Origin of the sequence: Rheinheimera sediminis (genome assembly GCF_004005375.1) — a bacterium.
Lineage (GTDB): Bacteria > Pseudomonadota > Gammaproteobacteria > Enterobacterales > Alteromonadaceae > Pararheinheimera.
In genome coordinates, this window is record NZ_RZUF01000026.1 from 35,991 (window position 1) to 52,005 (window position 16,015).

Here is a 16,015-nt window from a genome sequence, read left to right on the forward strand (position 1 = left end):
AACAAGGGTAGTTATGGCAGGTTATTTTGCAATTTTCCTCGTAGTATTGACCTTAGTCAGTGGTTTGATCTGGCTGATTGATATACTGGTATTTGCACCAAAACGTAAAGTTAAAGTTGCGGCTGCTCAGGCGGCTGCATCCGGTGGCCTGCCGTTACATGCTATCGAGCAGCTGGAAAAACCTTCTTATCTGGCAGAAACTGCCAAAGAAATTTTCCCGCTGATTCTGGCTATTACCATTATCCGTTCGTTTTTATACGAACCGTTTCAGATCCCATCAGGTTCTATGATGCCCACCTTATTGGTCGGCGACTTTATTCTGGTGGAAAAGTACTCCTACGACGTGAAGGATCCAGTTTGGCGTAAGCCATTGATCACCACAGGTCGTCCAGAGCGGGGTGATGTGATCGTATTTAAATACCCGGAACAACCTACTATTGATTTCATCAAGCGTACCGTAGGTTTACCAGGTGATCGTATTATCTATAAAAACAAGCAACTGTTTATCCAGCCAGCTTGTACTGCCGCCGACAAAAGCACATGCCCTGGTTTAGAAGCTGTGCCTTTAACTTTAGTCGCGGAAGGGGAGTTTTTGGATGGTGAATTGCCAACCAAACGCTACTCTGAGCAGTTTGGCGAACGCAAACACGACATATTGCAGCATCCATTTAAAGCCGAAGATTTAATGCAGTATTACAAACAACCTGGTACTGCTATCGAAGAATTTATTGTGCCTGAAGGCCACTATTTTGCGATGGGTGACAACCGCGATAACAGCCGTGATAGTCGTGCCTGGGGGTTCGTACCTGAAGAAAATCTGGTCGGTAAAGCTGTATTTATCTGGATGAGTTTTGAATTTAGCGAAGACCCGGACAACTGGTTGCCCTCATGGGTGCCTGTTGGCGTGCGTTTTGAACGTTTAGGCAAAATTAATTAATGCAAAAACCTGTTAGCGGCCTTATGAAAAAGCTGGGTTACCAGTTTCAGCGGGTCGCGTTACTCGAACAAGCCCTGACTCACCGCAGTTGCAAAGGTGAACACAATGAGCGGCTGGAATTTTTAGGTGATGCTCTGCTTAGCATGGTGATTGCCGAAGCTCTGTATATTCATTTCCCGAAAGCCCGCGAAGGCGACTTAACCCGTATGCGTTCTTCTTTGGTTAAAGGTATTACTTTGGCTGAAATAGCCAAAGAACTGGAGCTGGCCGAATACCTGCGGCTTGGCCCTGGCGAAATGAAAAGCGGTGGTTTACGTCGTGAATCTATTCAGGCTGATGCCGTTGAGGCGATTTTAGGTGCTATCTTCTTAGATGCAGGCATTGAAGCCTGCAAAGACCGTATATTAAGTTGGTATGGCAGTCGTTTAACTGTGATTCAGCCCGGGGTGCAAAAGGACAGCAAAACCCAACTGCAGGAATACCTGCAAGGTCGTCGCATGCCCTTACCTTTATACGAAGTCATAGATACGCAAGGTGACGACCACGATCAAATATTTACCGTGCGTTGCACTATGCAGGGCAGAGCCCCTGTGATCGCGTCTGGTAATTCCAGACGTAAAGCTGAGCAGGATTCAGCACGAATTTTATTGGAACAAGTTAAACATGACCTCTGAGACTTTTGCCGGACTGGTTGCCATAGTTGGCCGTCCGAACGTGGGTAAATCCACTTTATTAAACCAGCTGGTGGGTCAGAAGGTCAGTATTACATCACGTAAACCACAGACCACCCGCCACCGTATTGTCGGTATAGACACACAAGACAATTACCAGACTGTGTATGTCGACACACCAGGTTTACATATCGAAGAAAAACGCGCCATTAACCGCCTGATGAACAAAGCGGCTGCCAGCACCATTTTGGATGTAGAGCTGATTATATTTGTGGTGGAAGGTACCCGCTGGACGGATGACGATCAGATGGTATTAAATCGTCTGATCGCGGCAAAAAAACCAGTGCTGCTGGTTGTGAATAAAGTCGACTTATACAAAGACAAAGAAGAGTTATTACCACATTTGCAATGGCTGAGCAGCCAGTTGGATTTTCAGCAGATCATCCCTTTGTCTGCGGAAAAAGGCACCAATGTGCAGTCGTTACGTGAACTGGTGCAAAAACAATTACCGCCTTGTGAATTCTTCTTCCCGGAAGAATATGTCACTGACCGCAGCAGCCGCTTTATGGCGTCGGAAATAGTGCGGGAAAAGCTGATGCGTTTCCTTGGTGACGAACTGCCTTACGCAGTGACGGTTGAAATTGAACGCTTTAAGTGGGAAGAAAAACACTACCATATCGCCGCTTTAGTGCTGGTTGAACGCGACACACAAAAGCAGATGGTGATAGGTAAAAAAGGCGAACGCATTAAAACCATAGCCACTGAAGCCCGTAAAGATATGGAAACCTTATTTGAGCAGCCGGTGTTTTTACAGGTTTGGGTCAAAGTGAAATCAGGTTGGGCTGATGACGAGCGTGCACTTCGTAGCTTAGGCTACGGCGAAGACTAAAATGGACAATCGCAGCTGGCCAGCTTTTATTCTGCACAGCCGCGCTTTTAAGGAACAGCAGTTGTTATTGCAGCTGCTGGTGCCTGAACTGGGCAGGGTCAGCGCTGTGATCCGTAAATCCAGCAGTAAAAAACAACAACGCTTGTCTTTGCAGCCTTTTCAGTTATTGCAGCTGGAACTGGTGGGCCGTTCTGATTTGAAAACCGTAAGTAAAGCGGAAGAAGCAGGCCCTGCCTTTTTGCTACAAGGTGAAAAGCTGTTTGGTGCCATGTACTTAAATGAGCTGATTTGCCGGTTATGGCCGGAAAACGTCGGCTCAGATGCTTTATTTGAGTTGTATCAACAGAGCTTACATCAACTGCTCACTGAAGAGCTTGAACCCTGTCTACGTCAGTTTGAATTTTCCCTGTTGACCGAGTTAGGCCAGCCGGTGGACTGGGCTTACGACTCACAAGGTGACTTGCTGCAAGACGGCGCTTTGTATCAGTGGTGGCCCGAGCAAGGCTGGCAAATTGCCGGCAAAGGTTGGAAGGGCGAAGTGCTCAAAGCCATAGGCCAGCAGCACTGGCAGCATCAGGACGTATTAAAAACCGCCAAGCAGTTAAGCCGTTTATTATTAGCTCCTTTGCTTGGCAGCAAACCTTTAACCAGCAGAGCATTATTTCAACCTGTCAGGAATTAGCTATGAGCGCCATTTATTTAGGTATCAATATCGATCACGTTGCCACTTTACGTCAGGCCCGTGGCACTTATTACCCTGAACCTGTGCATGCCGCCTTATTGGCCGAGCAATTTGGCGCCGATGGTATTACGGTGCATTTGCGTGAAGACCGCCGCCATATTCAGGACCGCGATTTATTTGTATTGCGCCAAACCATAGCCACCCGCTTAAATTTCGAAATGGCTGTGACTGAAGAAATGTTAGGCATTGCCGCTCAGTTGAAGCCTGAATTCTGCTGTTTAGTGCCGGAAAAACGTCAGGAACTGACCACCGAAGGTGGTTTAGAAGTCGCAGGCCAATTCGATAAAATTCAGGATGCTGTGCTCCGCTTGCAGCAAGACAATATTTTAGTCTCGTTGTTTATCGACGCTGATGAAAAACAAATAGCGGCAGCGGCCAAAGCCGGTGCGCCTTATATTGAAATTCATACCGGCCAGTACGCAGAAGCGACCGACCCTAAAAAGCAAAAGGCAGAACTTGCGCGTATCGCTGAAGCTGCTGCTTATGCCGCTTCGTTAGGCTTAACAGTCAATGCTGGCCACGGCTTGCATTACCACAATGTGCAGCCAATAGCCGCTATTCCACAAATGTACGAGCTGAATATTGGCCACGCCATCATTGCCCGCGCCATCTTCTCTGGCTTAGGCCCGGCAGTGGCTGAAATGAAACGCCTGATGGTGGAGGCGCGCCGTTAATGGCCATTGTTGGTTTAGGCACCGACATTATTGAAATAGCGCGCATAGAGCAAAGTCTGGCGCGCTCGCCCCGTTTAGTGCAAAGGGTACTGACTGAAACCGAGCAGCAAATCTTAGCTGCTCATGGCCAGCCAGCCCGTTATTTTGCCAAACGTTTTGCGGCTAAAGAAGCCGCCGCCAAAGCCCTTGGCACCGGCATAGGCCGCGGTATTTCCTTTCAACATTTTAGTATCAGCAACGACCCTTCTGGTCGCCCTCAACTTGAACTGATAGGTCCGGCCAAAGAGCTGGCCGATTCGATGCAAGTACGTTCAGTCTGGCTTTCGATAAGCGACGAGCAGGCCTATGCCTGTGCTACCGTTATTTTAGAATCTTAACCTGTGCGGGCGGGGATAAACCCGCGACCCTACCAATTTCCTGCCTAATTAGGGTATAAGTACTTCACTTACGGCAGGAGTTGAAGTAAATGCAAAAAGGCAGTTTAGTTTGTGTAGGCACTGGTATGACTTTGGGTTCTCATATCAGTCCTTTATGCCGCAGTTATATTGAACAAGCCGATGTGGTTTTTGTACTGGTCGCCGATGGCACTACTGAGCTGTGGATCCAAGGCATGAATGCCGATGTGCGTAGCTTGCAGCCTTATTATTCTGAAGGCCAGTCCCGTATGATCACCTATAAACAAATGGTGGCGGCTATGCTGGCTGAAGTGCGGCTAGGCAAAAAAGTCTGTGGTGCTTTTTATGGCCATCCCGGCGTCTTTGCCTGGGTGCCGCATCAGGCTATTAAAGAAGCGGTAGCTGAAGGTTATATGGCTCATATGGAACCCGGTATTTCAGCCGAAGATTGTTTGTATGCTGATTTGGGTTTAGACCCAGGAACCTATGGTTGCCAGCATTATGAAGCCAGCAATCTGATGTTTTATCAGCGCACTATAGACACTACTGCTTATTTAATTTTATGGCAAATAGGAGTAGCTGGTGATAAGTCGCTGGCTAAATTTACTACAGGCAGTGCCTATCGCGACGTCCTGGTAGAGCTGTTAAGCCAATGGTATCCGCTGGATCATCAGGTGATTTTATACGAAGCCGTTACTTTACCTATTCAACAACCCCGTATCGAGCGTATCCCTTTGTCTGACTTACCTCAAGCACAAATGGATTTAAAAACGACCTTAGTTATACCGCCGGCCACTGTAGCTAAAGCCAATCAGCTGGTTTTGGACAAATTAAAAGCTGTAGTGGCGCAAGAAGGTCTGGTATGACAGCGGGCTGGGCTAAAGCTGCTGTTGCAGATAACTTTGTGATCCAAACACCGCGCTTATTGATCCGGCCTTTAGCTGCAGAAGATCAACAGCTGTATCTGGATTTATATACAGACCCGGCCACTATGCGTTTTATCAGCCCGGCGTTTGCAAATCAAAAAGCTCTGGAGAGTTTCCGGATTGCCGTAAGGCTCAACCAAAAAGCACCTTTTAAGCGGTTGTTTCTGGCCATACTGGAACAAGGCGAGGCTGCTGGTATTTGCGCTATTAGCCAATGGCAGGCAGAAGATGCCACAGTCGAACTTGGATTGATGTTAAAGCAGCCATGGCATGCCAATGGGTACGCAGTGGAATCTTTTTCTGCCTTAATCCAAAGGGTTGGTCACTGTTTTGATGGCGCTAACATTTGGGTGGACATAGACCCTGCCAACATAGCTGCTGTGAAGGTGGCTATCAAAACCGGTTTCAGGCCAGATGCCGCTCATCCCAGAGTGTTTTGGCTTAATGCGTAACGTACATTCTTAAATTGAAACTTTGCGTCGATACTGCCGCCCTTGTGCTTTTATTTTTATCGTTTTAAAGTGGGTTTAACGTGCTTACGTTATCTGCATCAGGTTGCTGATGTTTTTATACAATTCAGGGGGTCTTGTGTCAGTGATTATCAGTTTATTAGAAAAGATGGGCCAGAATGCCGGTTTACGTTATGCCAATGCTGAACAATTAGTGGAGCTGATGGCGGAGACTGATCCTGCATTGATTTCAGCTGTTATCTGTGGAGACCAAGCAAAACTCGAAGCAATTTTAGGAGCCAGAACTAACGTAGTTTGTGGGGTACATCCAGCAGAAGAACCACAAGAAAACGAACCTGAAGATGAATCTGAAGACGCTCAAGAAAAGATAAAAATAGCATGATTATCGAACCATAATGAATGTTCTTGTGATGTTTGGATTAAAGAAACAAAGACGATACGCTATGTTTTTGTTTCTTTTACTTTATGGCTTTTCGCTAAACGCGCAGAGTGTGGTGTCCGATCTCTCTTATTTAGATTCCATCAAAAGTACAAATTTTGAAAAATTTGAGTCTGAATTGGCTCGTTTAGAAGAAATTCATCATAAATTTCAAAAAGAAGAGTTAGATTATTTTTTATTTTTGAAAGCCTATTCGTTGACATTTAAAGGTCAAAATCAGGAAGCTCTTTCGTTAATCATTCCACTTTTGGAATCGAAAAGTGAAACTGTCATTGGATTTCGCGCCAAGTCACTGGCCGTCAATACATTGCTATTGTCACGGCGATATCTAGAGGCGTTTACCTACCTTGAACAGTTAATCGTAACACTACCTCTGATTGAGCAGCCTATGGCCAGAGAGCATGGGTTACGTGTCATAGCTATGATGTATAACCTGATTGGCAGATACGATCTGGCATTAAGTTATCTTGATCAGTTAATAAATGAACGGCCAAGTATTAATGCTGTGTGTGCAGCGCATCAGTTAAGAAGTGAAGCTCTTTTTCATTCTGGCCAAAGTGAAGATTTTGAACAAAAATCAGCCGAGGGTCTGAAGTATTGCATCAAACATGAACAGCTTTTGTGGGTAAATATTATCGTGTCTTTTCAGGCAAGAAACATGATTGCCAAAGAAGATTACACTCAAGCGATTAACGTATTAACAGCACATTATTCCCAGGTTGAACAAACTCGTTATGCAACCTTGGTACGCGAATTTGACAGCCTTCTGGCTCAGTCTTATCACAAATCCGGACAAACAGCTACGGCAAAGCAGTATGTGGTTAAGGCAGAAAATAGTCTCCATACAGCTACATCAAATCTTACTCAGGTTGAAATACTTTTACTTTTGTCTCAAATTGCTAAAACCGAAAAAAATTACCAACAAGCTTTGGATTATCACGAACAATATACCGCAGCTTTCACTGCTTATATGGATGATAAGTCGGCACAACAAATGGCTTACCATACAGCTCATTCGGAAATTCTGGCGCAGAATCAAAAAATTGCGCTGCTGGATAAAGACAATCAATTGCTGCAGTACGAGCAGACAGCGCTTAAGCATCAGGCCGCTTTTAACAAGTTGCTGATTATCGCTTTAGCTATTCTGGTGTTGGGTCTTGCCTTTATGGCTTACCGCAGTTTTGTAGCCAGGCAAAGGTTTAAAGCTCTGGCCGAATACGATGATTTAACCGCTATTAGTAACAGATATCACTTTTCTGCTTCAGCCAAAGAAGCGCTGGCTTTGTGTGAAAAGGGCCAGTTACCCGCCGCGCTTATCGTGTTTGATTTAGACCATTTTAAACAAATAAACGACCAGCATGGCCATGCGGCAGGCGATTGGGCTTTGCGGCAGACGGTCGATACCTGCCGTAACTTTATGCGCAATAATGATGTGTTTGGCCGTATTGGTGGTGAAGAGTTTGCCATCTTATTACCTGGTTGCCAAAGTGATAAGGCGCACTTATTGGCAGATATTTGTCGTGATGCCATTCACACTATAGATACTGCAGCTTCGGGTTATGAGTTTAAATTAAGCGCCAGTTTTGGCGTCACTTCTGCAGAAATTTCTGGCTATCATTTAACCAAGTTGATTGAAGACGCCGACACAGCCATGTATCAGGCAAAACAACAAGGACGGAACAAAGTCCAATTCTTTCGGGGGTGATCTGGTAGCACTATTGAATCTTTGAATTGTTTCGATGTCAGAAACTCCGGTTTTACATCGGAGTTTTGCTGTGAAGATATGGATATTTTCTGTTGTAGTTCATCTGCTGTTGCTGTGGGCGCTGTCCTTTGTTGTGATCTCAACGCCTGAAAAGCCCGCAGCATCAGTTGTGATTCAGAGTTACAGCTACAGCCCGATCCGCGCTAAACCAGAGCCCGCAGTTATTCCAGAGCCGCGCTCTGTCATTGAAACTAAAACGCCAGAGTCGGCACTATCGGCTAAAAAGCAGATATCTAAAAAAGCCAGAGTCTTAGAAACCACTGTGGCTATTGGGGCAATTGAAACAACCTCAAAGGTGAAGAGTAAATCAGACACTAAGGTAGCTGATACAAAACCAGCCCAAGTCACAGCTTCATTGCCGCTGGCAGAGCGCGCTTTAGCTTCTGTGACAGCTAAAGCCTCAGAGCCAATGACAGAGTGGAACCAACAACGCGAGGTGGTGGTCAGATCCATCAATCCGGTCGATACTGCTCTTGCGCCTGATATGTTTAAACCAGTAAAAGCCTTTACCGACGGTAGTTCGTTGGTTAAGGCGCATGGGGTCTGTTGGAGAGTTCCGCCTCCTGCAGCAGGTAAAAATGCAATCTGGTTATTTGCAGGTGTATCCTGCAATGACGACACCAAGGTCGACCAAATCAACGACATTTTGCAGAAACGTCGCACTTACGCTAAAGATTAGCCTGGTACTTTTGTTGCTGCTGGCTCTGTGACCAATGGTGGCCAATCTTTCGCATCCTGCAATAAAGATTGGATCCTGTCCTGCAGTTCAAACAACTCAGGCTCCAGTTGTTCAGCTTGTTTACCTTTTTTCAGTTCAGTTTCAATCAGTTCTGTCAGTTGCTTCAGTACTGGCAGGCCAGTGTAGCAGCTGGCTCCATGCAGTTTATGGATATGTTGCAGCAGTTGTTCGGCGTCCTGTTGTTGCATTGCTTGCTGAATAAGCGCCAGACTGTCAGGCAAAGACTGTACCAGCATCCATAACATTTCTTTGGCTAAATCCAGTTTACCGCCGGCTCTTTGCAAAGCCAGAGTCCAGTCCAATTGTTTGCTCTGTGGCAGCTGGTTTTCACCAACAGAAGCTGCTGTTGCTTGCTGAAAGTCCGGGCAGCATTCGCGCAAGGTATAATGCAGTAATTTTTCATCCAGAGGTTTGGTTAAAAACTCACAAAATCCCAGAGCTAACAGCCTGTCTCTTTCACCCTCCAGAGCATGAGCCGTCACCGCAATGATCGGAGTGGCTTCATTCAGTGAGCTTTGCTGAATACGTTGGCAGGCCTGAATGCCGTCCATCACCGGCATATTAATATCCATAAAAATCAGGTCGTAATGCTGCTGGTTAGCCTTTTGCCAAGCCTCAGCACCATTGTGGGCTGAATCGACCTGTTCTACCATTTCAGACAGCAGGGTATTAATGAGTTTTAAGTTGGCTTCGTTATCGTCCACTGATAGCACCCGCAAGCGGGCTTTAGGTTTGTCCTGCAATTGGTTTTGCTCAGGGAAGTCCAAATAAGGCTGCGCCAAAGTCATCGCCAGTTTGCGGTAATGCGCAGGTTTGGATAACACAGCTTTTGCACCTGAGGCTTGTAATACCTCACGTAAGTTTGGCGACAAGGTATTGACCAGTAAATACAATTGCTCGCTGTGAAGCTGCAACTGCTGCAGTAACTCGATCACCTGATTCACCTGGTTCAATGAAATTGAACGACCAATCAAGGCCATATCAATTCTTGGCTGCAAAACCAGAGTCTGGCTTAACTGACTCATATTGCTGCAACTTATTATATTCATACCCCAGTGATCGAGCTGCGCCAGCATAGCCTCACGAGAATACTGCTGAGGTTCAAAGTACAATACTGTTTTTTGCTTCAGCTCTGTCAAAGGCAAAGGCTCTGCTATAGATAAATGATGGCGTTTGCACAGCAAAGTAAACCAGAAGGTCGACCCTTCGCCTGCTTTACTCTCAAAGCCAATCTTGCCACCCATAGCTGTCACTAAGCGCTGCGAAATGACTAAACCTAAACCTGTGCCGCCATAACGACGGCCTATGCTGTTGTCGGCCTGAGCAAAACCACCAAACAAGCTTTTCTGTTGGTCTTCCTGAATACCAATGCCGGTATCCTGCACTGAGAATCTTAGTTGCCATTGTTCATCTGGCATGGGGCGGCAACTGACGCGGATCACCACACTGCCTTGCTCGGTAAACTTAATGGCATTGCCGGCTATATTGGTCAAAATTTGGTTGATCCGCATGGGGTCGGCAATTAAATCGTCCGGACAGCTATTTTCTATCAACAAGACCAGTTCAAGTTGTTTATCAAAGGCATTAGACGCCAGCAATTCAACGCAATCGTTTAATAAATCACGCAACGAAAAAGGTTCGGGGTTAATCGGCATCCGGCCTTCTTCCAGTTTGGCGTAATCCAACACGTCGTTGACCAAGCTGAGTAAACTATTGGCTGACTTTTGAATAGTAGCCAGATAATCCTGCTGGTTATGGGTCAGGTTAGTTTTTAACAATTGCCTGGCGAAACCAATAACAGCGTTGAGAGGTGTGCGTAATTCATGACTCATTTTAGCGAGGAAATCGGATTTGCTGCGGTTATCTTCCATCGCCTTTTTGCGGGATAGGTCCAGCTCGATGTTTTGCATCTCCAGCTGTTCCATACTTTGTTGTAAGTCGCTGGTTGCCTGCTCAATACTTTGCTGCATTTCTTCGTCATGGGTTTTCAGTGCAGTGGCCAATGCATTAATACCAGAGCGTAACTGTTCCAGTTCGCCTAAAAAGGGCTGTTGCAACTGACTTTGGTACTGGCCCTCCCGCAGTTGGTCTATGACATCACCCATCTGTCGCAGGGGCTGACTGACTTTTTTGATTAGACGTAAACTGAAATACAGGCAAGCGGCAAGGCCGAATAAAATCATCATCAAACTGCTAAGCAAAGAGGTTTGTTGTGCCAACATCACTTTGTCTTTGGCTACTTGTACTGCTATGTAACCTAAAGGCTGATCAGCAGGTGCAGTGCTGAAGTCTGCTTGTTCAGGTAAAATAGGCGTGCGGATCACCAGCCAGTTGCCCATGTCTGTAATGGTACTTTGCTGCGGAATAGCGCTGTCTGGCGCATATTTCAGCATGGCAAAGTCTTTATGATAATTGGTCGTGACAAAGAGCTCGTGGTCGGCATTAAAAATAGCGATACTTTTTACCAGCGCTGAGTTTTTTCTGTGGCTGACATCCAGCAGACGTTTGACGTCTTGTCTACTGTTGTGTAATAAAGCATGCTCGCTGGCAATAGCTAATGGGACAGCAATGTTTTCAGCCTGATCTTCCAGATACTGGGCTAAATCATGATGGCGGGCATAGCTAAAATAACCCCCAAGGCATAAACTGACCAGTAAGGTCGGCACCAGGGTAGTCAATAAGACCCAATCTCTTAAACCAATTTTCGTCATCTGTAGCACTGCTTGATAGAATAGTCCGGAGCGAATTTATAATGACACAAGGCTTACCAAAAGCCCACCACAGGTACTAAGTCCAGATGGTCAAAATTTATCAGGCTGCCAAAGGCAGCAGAGATAAACCTCAACAGTTAAAACAAATCGAAGTGCAGATTGAACGTCTGGATCACGAAGCTCAAGGCATAGGCTTCGATCAACAACGTATTGTATTCGTCAGTGGTGCTTTGCCCGGAGAGCGGGTGAAAGTGCAGTTGACTGAACAAAAAGACAAATCTGCCAAAGGCAAAGTGGTGAAAGTGCTGCAGGCGTCAGCTTTACGCCAGGCCGCGCCGTGCAAACATTTTGCCGAGTGTGGTGGTTGTCAGCTGCAGTATCTGTCGGCAGAACATCAGTTGGATTTGAAACAACAGGGTGTGGATCAGTTGATTCGCCATCAAACCGGCCTAACGGCCTTGCCATGGCAAACACCACTGAAAAGTGCGGGTGAAGGTTATCGCCGTAAAGCCCGTATTGGTGTGTGGTTTGACAAAAAAACGCAGCAGTTTACCGTAGGTTTTCGCAAAGCCAATGATAAGGTTATTACCTCGATTGACCAGTGTTTGGTGTTGAGTCCGGCTTTAGCTTCAGTATTTAGTGTATTGCAACAACAACTGCCAAAACTGCAACAAGGCTCTGCTATTACTCATATCGAAGCTCTGGATGCTGATGGTCAGGTCTATTTAATAGTGCGGCATATCCGGCCTTTGCCGGACTCTGATCAACAAGCTTTGATTAAGGCCTGGCCAGAAGCGCTATGGATAGGCGAAGCAGAGCCTGAACTTTATCAGTATTGGCAAGTCGGAACAGCAGAACCTTGTTATCAGTTGCCTGCTTTAGGTTTGAAACTGATGTTTTCCGCTGCTGATTTTATTCAGGTCAATCAGAGTATGAATCAGCAAATGGTGCAGCAGGCATTGGATTGGCTCAATCCGCAACCGCAAGACCAGGTGCTGGAGCTTTATTCCGGGATAGGTAATTTCAGTCTGGCTTTAGCGCAGCGCGCTAAATGGGTGCATGGTCTGGAAGGTGTCACCACTATGGTGCAACGCGCAGAGAGCAATGCTGAGCTGAATAGCCTGACAAATTTGAGTTTTAGCCAGGCTGACTTGCACTTGCCCTGGCCAAAAGCCGACTGGAATAAGCCGAAGTACCAAAAAGTACTGCTCGATCCAGCCCGCGCTGGTGCTGTGGGTGCAGTAGAACAAATAGCGGCTTTAAGTCCGGCACAGATATTGTACGTGTCCTGTAATCCGCTTACTTTTGCTCGTGATGCAAAAGTTTTACTGGCTTGTGGCTATCAGCTGGATAAAATCAGTGTGATGGACATGTTTCCACAAACCAGTCATCTGGAGTTGATGGCGTTGTTTCAAAGGAGAAAGTAACGAATGGTGACGGTAAGGCAATCACATAGCGCCGAATACCACCCAGGCGGCACTCAAAGCTGGTTAACTGCATTGGGTTTACCCGAAGCAAAAATCAACGCCTTGCTGGATGCTGAACTCTGGTTACATCAACAGAACTTAACCGACCAGGAACCCGAAGTACAAACGGGCTGGGAGATGGTTGAAATTCTGGCTGATTTGCGTATGGACAAAGATGCCTTAACTGCTGCCTTGTTATTTCCTTTGGTGGAAGCAAAGCTGTTGGAGTTGGAACAAATACAAACACAGTTTTGCCCTGCAGTGCTGACCATGTTAAACGCAGTGCGTCAGATGGAAGCCATTCGTTCTATTCCTGTTGGGCCCAATCAAAGCAGTAACCCACAACAAGCAGACAACCTGCGCCGTATGTTATTGGCCATGGTGGAAGATGTTCGTGCTGTGGTGTTAAAGCTGGCGTCGCAAATTTGTTATTTGCGTGGCGTAAAAAACGCTGATGAAGAAACCCGGGTACTGGCAGCCAAAGAAACTAACGCTATTTTTGGCCCACTGGCTAACCGTTTAGGCATAGGCCAGATCAAATGGGAGCTGGAAGACTTAGCCTTTCGTTACCTGCACCCACAAACCTACAAACAAATTGCCAGTTTGCTGGAAGAAAAACGCTTAGACCGTGAGCAGTATATGCAGGATTTTGTCGCCTCAGTGCGGCAAAAAATGCAGGAGGCTGCTATTTCGGTCGAAGTGTACGGCCGGCCTAAACATATTTTCAGTATCTGGAAAAAGATGCAGAAAAAGCAGCTGGCTTTTGATCAGCTGTACGATATTCGCGCTGTGCGTATAGTCACCACCAAGGTGCAGGATTGCTACGCCGCTTTGGGTATAGTACATACCTCGTGGCGGCACCTACCGAAAGAATTCGACGACTACATAGCCACGCCAAAACAAAACGGCTATCAGTCTATTCATACCGTAGTGCTTGGTCCTGCGGGTCGTCCGGTTGAAATTCAAATTCGTACTCACCAGATGCATGACGATGCCGAACTGGGAGTGGCTGCGCATTGGCGTTACAAAGAAGGCACAGGCCAAACGGCACGCGAAGGCCAGCTGGACGAAAAAATTGGCTGGCTGCGTAAACTTTTGGCCTGGCAGGAAGAGCTGGTCGATGGCTCGGATTTAGCCGAAGAGCTGAAAAACCAGGTCACCGAAGACAGGGTTTATGTCTTTACCCCTAAAGGCGATATTGTCGATTTACCTGTAGGCTCTACGCCACTGGATTTTGCTTATTACGTGCATTCCAATGTGGGCCACCGCTGCATAGGCGCGAAAATTTCCGGCCGTATTGTGCCTTTTACCTATCAGCTGAAAACCGGCGATCAAATTGAAATTTTAACAGGCCGCGAGCCCAACCCAAGCCGCGACTGGTTAAACCCAAACTCTGGCTATTTAAAATCCAGCCGCGCCCGCTCCAAGGTGCAGTACTGGTTCCGCCTGCAGGACAGAGATAAAAACATAGCCGCCGGTAAAGAGCTGCTGGATACCGAATTAAACCGCCTGAACCTGAGTATCGACAATATTCCTAAAGTGCTGGCGCGTTTTAACGTCAACAGCATGGAAGAGATACTGGCTGGTATTGGCGGCGGCGAAATTAAAGTCACCCAAGTGGTGCATTACGTACAAAGTCAGTCGGGCAAAATTCAACAGCCTGAAATTGATCCGCGCCTGATCAGTAAACCTATTTCCACTCAGCCAAAAAGCCACGTGGTGGTGCAGGGTGTAGGTAACTTATTGACCCATATGGCCGGTTGCTGTCAGCCGCTGCCTGGTGATGCCATTGTCGGTTATATCACGCAAGGCCGGGGTATAGCTGTGCACCGTGATGACTGTGACCAGTTTAAAACCTTGCAGGAAACTCATCGTGAACGGGTGGTGGAAGCCACCTGGGGCGATAAATACGCTTCAGGTTATGAAGTGACCATTCGTATTGTGGCGCACGACCGCAATGGCTTATTGCGGGATATCACCAGCATTCTGGCCAATGAAAAAGCCAACGTGCTGCGGATGAGCAGTAACTCGGATGTCTCGCAGCAAACTGCCACTATTATTATGACGATGGAGCTGTATAACCTGGATTCACTGAACAAACTGTTGACCAAAGTCAGCCAGATTGATGATGTGATCGAAGCGAAACGGTTTCATTAATTTGCGAACTTAACAACTTATAGCGCCGGAGCTTTATGCTCCGGCGCCTTTTCTGCAGGATCTGCCGTGTCACAACCTCTTCAGCAATTATTAGCCATTATGGCCAGACTACGCGACCCACAAAACGGCTGCCCGTGGGACAAAGAACAAACCTACCAGACCATAGTGCCTTATACGCTGGAAGAAGCTTACGAAGTGGCGGACGCCATAGCACGCGAAGACTATGCTGAGCTTAAAGACGAGCTGGGCGATTTGTTATTTCAGGTGGTGTTTTACGCTCAGATCGCCAAAGAAGAAGGCCGTTTTGAGTTTGACGACTGCGCTGCCGCGATCAAAGACAAGCTCATCCGCCGCCATCCTCATGTATTTGCTGATATGAATTTGGATAGCAGCAAAGCCGTACTGCAAAACTGGGAAGCCATCAAAACCACAGAACGCACTGCTTCCGGTAAAACCTCTGTGCTGGATAATATTCCACTCGCCATGCCAGCCTTAAGCCGCGCCTACAAACTGCAAAAACGTTGTGCTCAGGTCGGGTTTGACTGGCCTGACGTAGAAGGCGCCTGGGATAAAGTGCAGGAAGAAATTCAGGAAGTGGCAGAACTACCAGCTGGCGCTGCTGAACTGGAAGAAGAGTTAGGCGATTTGATGTTTGCGCTAGTGAATGTAGTGCGTAAACAGGGTTTTGACCCGGAAAAAGTCATGCGCCAGGCCAATCAAAAGTTTGAACGACGTTTCCGGCAGGTGGAACAAGCTTTAGTCGATCAAGGCTCTAGTCCGGCACAGAGTGATTTGGCTGAAATGGATAAGCTTTGGGATATGGTGAAGAGGCAGGAGAAGTTGGGGAAAGCATAGATGCTTGTCCTGTAGGTTGTACTCGCCTCGAAGCTGTAGGTTGTACTCGACGCGAAGTTGTAGGTTGTACTCGACGCGAAGCGGCAGTACAACAATGAGGCGGTCGATAGTAAATACAATAAGACTTTGAATTCACAGCGTTTCGCCTCTGGCGAGATACTTTCTTTTGCTTCGCCAAA

General features: G+C 46.8%; 15 protein-coding genes. 14 read left to right on the top strand and 1 reads right to left on the bottom strand.

The window, feature by feature from the left end; translation table 11 throughout:
• The first annotated feature begins 13 nt into the window (after positions 1-13).
• The 11 genes from lepB to EMM73_RS16690 all read left to right on the top strand — a co-directional run bounded on the left by lepB (position 14) and on the right by EMM73_RS16690 (position 8,587).
• The gene (gene lepB, locus EMM73_RS16640) at positions 14-937 is read left to right on the top strand and encodes a signal peptidase I (RefSeq protein WP_127687934.1); all 924 of its coding nucleotides are present in this window, start codon (positions 14-16) and stop codon (positions 935-937) included.
• Positions 937-1,611: a ribonuclease III gene (gene rnc, locus EMM73_RS16645; protein WP_127687935.1), complete on the top strand. Its 675-nt coding sequence runs from the start codon at positions 937-939 to the stop codon at positions 1,609-1,611. Before lepB ends, rnc begins: the two co-directional genes overlap by 1 nt.
• Positions 1,601-2,497: a GTPase Era gene (era, locus tag EMM73_RS16650; protein WP_127687936.1), complete on the top strand. Its 897-nt coding sequence runs from the start codon at positions 1,601-1,603 to the stop codon at positions 2,495-2,497. Before rnc ends, era begins: the two co-directional genes overlap by 11 nt.
• Position 2,498: 1 nt before the next feature.
• Positions 2,499-3,179 (top strand): DNA repair protein RecO, encoded by a 681-nt coding sequence (recO, locus tag EMM73_RS16655; protein ID WP_127687937.1) that lies wholly within the window; start codon positions 2,499-2,501, stop codon positions 3,177-3,179.
• A 2-nt stretch (positions 3,180-3,181) separates the two neighbouring features.
• Positions 3,182-3,913, top strand: a complete 732-nt coding sequence (gene pdxJ, locus EMM73_RS16660; RefSeq protein ID WP_127687938.1) for a pyridoxine 5'-phosphate synthase — start codon at positions 3,182-3,184, stop codon at positions 3,911-3,913.
• Positions 3,913-4,290 carry a holo-ACP synthase gene (gene acpS, locus EMM73_RS16665; RefSeq protein ID WP_127687939.1) on the top strand — a complete coding sequence of 126 codons (378 nt, stop codon included), beginning with the start codon at positions 3,913-3,915 and terminating at the stop codon, positions 4,288-4,290. The genes pdxJ and acpS overlap by 1 nt, the downstream gene beginning before the upstream one ends.
• A gap of 89 nt (positions 4,291-4,379) precedes the next feature.
• Positions 4,380-5,174 carry an SAM-dependent methyltransferase gene (locus EMM73_RS16670; RefSeq protein WP_127687940.1) on the top strand — a complete coding sequence of 265 codons (795 nt, stop codon included), beginning with the start codon at positions 4,380-4,382 and terminating at the stop codon, positions 5,172-5,174.
• Positions 5,171-5,686, top strand: coding sequence for a GNAT family N-acetyltransferase (locus EMM73_RS16675; RefSeq protein ID WP_127687941.1), 516 nt, complete (start codon positions 5,171-5,173; stop codon positions 5,684-5,686). The genes EMM73_RS16670 and EMM73_RS16675 overlap by 4 nt, the downstream gene beginning before the upstream one ends.
• 136 nt (positions 5,687-5,822) lie before the next feature.
• On the top strand, positions 5,823-6,086 hold the full coding sequence (locus EMM73_RS16680) for a hypothetical protein (RefSeq protein ID WP_127687942.1): 264 nt from the start codon (positions 5,823-5,825) through the stop codon (positions 6,084-6,086).
• 61 nt (positions 6,087-6,147) lie between these two features.
• The gene (locus EMM73_RS16685) at positions 6,148-7,848 is read left to right on the top strand and encodes a GGDEF domain-containing protein (RefSeq protein ID WP_186435268.1); all 1,701 of its coding nucleotides are present in this window, start codon (positions 6,148-6,150) and stop codon (positions 7,846-7,848) included.
• A 70-nt stretch (positions 7,849-7,918) separates the two neighbouring features.
• Complete coding sequence (locus EMM73_RS16690; protein WP_127687944.1) at positions 7,919-8,587, top strand: hypothetical protein; 669 nt, start codon at positions 7,919-7,921, stop codon at positions 8,585-8,587.
• Here the strand turns inward: EMM73_RS16690 and barA are convergent.
• Positions 8,584-11,358: a two-component sensor histidine kinase BarA gene (gene barA, locus EMM73_RS16695; protein ID WP_127687945.1), complete on the bottom strand. Its 2,775-nt coding sequence runs from the start codon at positions 11,356-11,358 to the stop codon at positions 8,584-8,586. The two genes, EMM73_RS16690 and barA, sit on opposite strands and share 4 nt — an antisense overlap.
• Before the next feature lie 86 nt (positions 11,359-11,444).
• Here barA and rlmD point away from each other — a divergent pair, with 86 nt between their 5' ends.
• The 3 genes from rlmD to mazG all read left to right on the top strand — a co-directional run bounded on the left by rlmD (position 11,445) and on the right by mazG (position 15,836).
• Positions 11,445-12,785 (top strand): 23S rRNA (uracil(1939)-C(5))-methyltransferase RlmD, encoded by a 1,341-nt coding sequence (gene rlmD, locus EMM73_RS16700; protein ID WP_127687946.1) that lies wholly within the window; start codon positions 11,445-11,447, stop codon positions 12,783-12,785.
• 3 nt (positions 12,786-12,788) lie between these two features.
• Complete coding sequence (gene relA / locus EMM73_RS16705) at positions 12,789-14,981, top strand: GTP diphosphokinase (RefSeq protein ID WP_127687947.1); 2,193 nt, start codon at positions 12,789-12,791, stop codon at positions 14,979-14,981.
• Positions 14,982-15,047: 66 nt separating this feature from the next.
• Complete coding sequence (mazG, locus tag EMM73_RS16710) at positions 15,048-15,836, top strand: nucleoside triphosphate pyrophosphohydrolase (RefSeq protein ID WP_127687948.1); 789 nt, start codon at positions 15,048-15,050, stop codon at positions 15,834-15,836.
• Positions 15,837-16,015: the final 179 nt, after the last annotated feature.